Raw genomic sequence first — 3,386 nt, forward strand, 5'->3', positions numbered from 1 at the left:
CCCCCATAGACGCCACGCACCCCCTCATAGAACTCACCGGCCGTCTCCCGCTGGCCCTGCGCGTCGTGGCCGCCCGGCTGGCCGCCCGGCACGCCCTCACCCCCGACGTCCTCGCCGACCAACTGGCCGCCGCCGAGGACCGGTTGCGGCACCTGGAGTACGACGACCTGTCCGTCCGCCGGTCCCTGGCCGTCGCCCACGACGCCCTCGCCGCCTCCGGCCGCCGCTCCGACCGCGACGCCGCGCTCGCCCTGTGCCGTATCGGCGCCCTCGACCTGCCCACCTACGGCGTCCCCCTCGTCGCCCGCCTCCTCGGCACCGACGGCACCGACGAGACCCGCGCGGAGGACGCGCTCGACCGCCTCGTCGACGTGGCCCTGCTGGAGGAGAAGGCGTACGGCCGCTACGCCCCGCACGGCCTGGTCCGCGACTTCGCGCGGGAACTTGCGGGCACCGGGCACGCCCCCGACATCGCCCGCACCGCCCTGCGCTGGTACGCGGCCGTCGCCGAACGCGCCCTCGCCGCGATCGTCGAACCCGGTCTCGACCTGGAGGACCGCCGCCGCCCGACCGCCGCGCAGCCACCGGAGCACGCGGCGCACGTCCTGGCCATTCCGCCGTTCCCCTCCTCGGAGAAGGCCTTCGCCTGGGGTGAGTCGGAGCTGGAGAACATCGTCGCCCTGGCCGAACGGCACCGGGACACCCCCGACGAACGCACCGCCGCGCACGTCTCCACGCTGTTGCGGCTGCTGTCGCCCCTCCTCCAGCGCAGCGGCCGGGTCGCCGAGACCGAGGTCCTGTGCCGGGCCGCGCTCACCGTGGCGCGACGGCTCGGCGACGAGGAGGCCGAGGCGTGCGCCCTGGGCGACCTGGCCGGACTGCACTTCCTGACCGGGCGGCACAGCGAGGCCCTGGCCCTCAACGACCGGGCCCTCGCGATCTGGCGACGGCTCGGCAGGGACTCCTGGACGCGCCGCTGCCTCAACAACCGGGGCCTGCTGCTCGAAGGCCTGGGCCGGCACGCCGAGGCGGGCGAGGCTCTGCGGCAGAGCCTCGCCTACGCACGGCGGCTGAACGACCCCTACGGCGAGGCCGTCACCCACAGCAACCTCGGCAACCTGTACGAGCACACCGACCCGCGCGCCGCCATCGAGCAGCACCGCCGCTCGCTCGCCATCGGGGAGAGGACCGGCAGCGTGGTCGTACGGCACTCGGCGCACTGCAACATCGGCCACGCCCATCTCACCCTCGGCGAACCGGCCGCCGCGGTGGCGCACTTCGAGGAGAGCCTGCGCATCCTCGGCAGCCTCGGCGACTGGCACGGTGAGTCGCAGACCCGCCTCGGCCTGGTCCGCGCCCTGCGCCTGATCGGCCACGGCGAACGCGCCGCCGCGGAGTGCGCGGAACTGCTGCGCCGCGCGGACGCCCGCGCCGACCGCTACACCGGCGCCCTCGCCCGCCACCAGCACGGACTCCTGCTGCGCGAGCGGGGCCGGACCGAGGAGGCGCACGAGCAGTGGCGGGCCGCTCTCGACGCGCTGGACGGCACGGACGAGCGGGCGGTGCTCCAGGAACTCATCGCCCTGCTCGACGACTCGGGCTTACGGTGATCACTTCGCGTCCGCGTAGCACTCCACGACCGCCGTCGTGAACGGGAACCGCACCGGCGTCTCACCGAACGTCAGCCGCCCGGCCAGGTCCGACGCCGCTCCGATGGCCGCCACGACCGCCTCGGCCTCCTCCGCGGGACAGTGCACGATCACCTCGTCGTGCTGGAAGAAGACCAGTTCGGCAGCCATCCCCGCGCAGGCCTGCCGCAGCGCGGCGAGCAGCAGCAGGGCCCAGTCGGCGGCGCTGCCCTGCACCACGAAGTTCCGGGCGAAGCGGCCGCGGGCGCGGGAGTTGGTGGAGGCGTACCCCGGCACCCAGCCGTCCTCGCCGGAAGCGGGCGGCCCGGCCGGGTCGTCCTGGGGGATGCCCGCCTCCTCCGCGTCACCCGCCCCGGCCGCGGGCGGGCAGGTCCGCCCCAGCCAGGTCCGCACCAGCCGGCCCTCCTCGCCGGCGCGGGCCGCGTCGTCGACGTACGCGACCGCCTTCGGGAAGCGGCGTCTGAGGGCGGCCAGGTTCTTCAGCCCGTCGCCGGAGGTCTGGCCGTAGACCGCGCCGAGCACGGCGAGTTTGGCCTGGGCGCGGTCGCCGGAGAAGGCCCGGTCGGAGACGGACTGGTAGAGGTCGGTCGCGCGGCCGGCCACCTCCATGAGTCCCGGGTCGCGCGAGATGGCGGCGAGCACCCGCGGCTCCATCTGGTCGGCGTCGGCGACGACCAGCCGCCAGCCGGGGTCGGCGACCACCGCGCGCCGGATGACCTTGGGGATCTGGAGGGCGCCGCCGCCGTTGGTGACCCATCTGCCCGTGACGGTCCCGCCGGCGAGGAACTCGGGCCTGAACCGCCCGTCCCGCACCCAGTCCTGGAGCCAGGACCAGCCGTGGGCGACCCAGATGCGGTACAGCTTCTTGTACTCGACCAGCGGCTTCACGGCCGGATGGTCCAGGGACTCGATCTCCCACCGCCGCGTCGACCTCACCTTGATGCCCGCCTGCGCGAACGCCTTGACGACATCGGCGGGCAGGTCGGGCCGCACCCGGCGCCCGAAGGCCGCGGACACCTCGTCGGCCAGCTCGGCGAGGCGCCGGGGCTCACCGCCACCGGCGTACCGCTCGCCGAGCAGTTCGTGCAGCACCCGGCGGTGGGTCTCGGCGCTCCACGGCAGCCCGGCGCGGTTCATCTCGGCGGCCACCAGCATTCCCGCCGACTCGGCGGCGGTCAGCAGCCGCATCCGGTCGGGGTGCGCGGTGGTGTCGTGCCGCCGCTGCTGGTCGGCGTAGACCTCGACGAGGTCGGTCAGCGGCACATGGACGCTCTGCGGCTCGAACAGGGAGGACTGCGAGCCCGGTTCGGCGGCGCGCTGTGGCGGATCGGGCGGTACCGGGCCGCCGCGCAGGCGGGCCAGGGCGGCGGCGGCCGAACGCGGTTCCCCGTACCGCCCCTCGTGGCCGAGCAGGAGGGTCTCGGCGTCCTCGATGTCGTAACACCGCTCCACCCGCACCCCCGCGGCGAGCAGGCGCGGATAGACCTCGGCGGTGGACCGCCACACCCACCGCGTCACCTCCGGCCGCCCCCGCACGGCCTCGACCAGATCCCGCTCCCGCAGCACCGGTCCCACGGGCAGCCCGTCGGACCCGAGGGCGGCCAGCTCCACACCACCGTCCTCGGCCGGAGCGAGAGCCCAGCGGTCGGTCACACCTGCGAGTCTGCCAGCCACCTCTGACAACGGACCTTCCGGACAGCGCAGGCCACGGCGCCCGTACGGGGGCGGGGGCTGGGC

2 protein-coding genes are annotated in these 3,386 nt (G+C 75.2%); one reads left to right on the forward strand and one right to left on the reverse strand.

The genetic code is table 11. The features are described from left to right. Positions 1 to 1,610: tetratricopeptide repeat protein (locus AOJ26_RS40910; RefSeq protein WP_159044538.1), on the forward strand; the 1,610-nt coding region annotated here is incomplete at its 5' end. On the opposite strand, the gene AOJ26_RS40915 is transcribed toward AOJ26_RS40910, so the two are convergent. After that, positions 1,611 to 3,302 (reverse strand): bifunctional 3'-5' exonuclease/DNA polymerase, encoded by a 1,692-nt coding sequence (locus AOJ26_RS40915; RefSeq protein ID WP_053853384.1) that lies wholly within the window; start codon positions 3,300 to 3,302, stop codon positions 1,611 to 1,613. Between the last annotated feature and the right edge of the window lie 84 nt (positions 3,303 to 3,386).

Origin of the sequence: Streptomyces sp. NRRL B-24085 (genome assembly GCF_001282115.1) — a bacterium.
Lineage (GTDB): Bacteria > Actinomycetota > Actinomycetes > Streptomycetales > Streptomycetaceae > Streptomyces.